The 425-nt window shown below is 69.2% G+C and carries 1 pseudogene; it reads right to left on the bottom strand.

The window, feature by feature from the left end:
* Positions 1–425: pseudogene (locus D7X55_RS46810) on the bottom strand (hypothetical protein); the annotation flags it as partial.

Here is a 425-nt window from a genome sequence, read left to right as displayed (position 1 = left end):
GCGTGTCCAGCTGTTCCTCGGCGTCCTCGATGCGGCCCTTGAAGGGTGCGGCCAGCGCCGCCTGCATGCGCGCGCGCGCATCCCAGTACGGCCGCTGTGCCTGTTCCGGACGATGCGCGGATGCGCCGGCAGCGACGGCCGCCGCGTCCAGGCGCAACACCCGGCCCGGCATCAGCTTGTAGCAGCGCTGGTGGATGCTGTGCGGCGCCGGGATGTAATCCAGCCGCAGCAGCAAGGTAAGCGCATCGCGGTCGATGTCGTTGTCGAACGCCGGGTGCTGCCAGAGCGCTTTCAGTTCCGAACCGAACACCAGCGTGTCGCCGGCCCAGCCGTAGTACAGCGGCTTCTTGCCGACGCGATCGCGGGCCAGCCACAGGCAACGCTCCTGGCGGTCCCACAGCGCGATGGCGAACATGCCGTTGCAG

The organism is Corallococcus sp. AB049A (assembly GCF_003668885.1).
Taxonomy (GTDB): Bacteria; Myxococcota; Myxococcia; order Myxococcales; family Myxococcaceae; genus Corallococcus; species Corallococcus interemptor.
The sequence above is the reverse complement of the archived record's forward strand: the minus strand, read 5'-3'. Positions and strand labels throughout refer to the sequence as shown.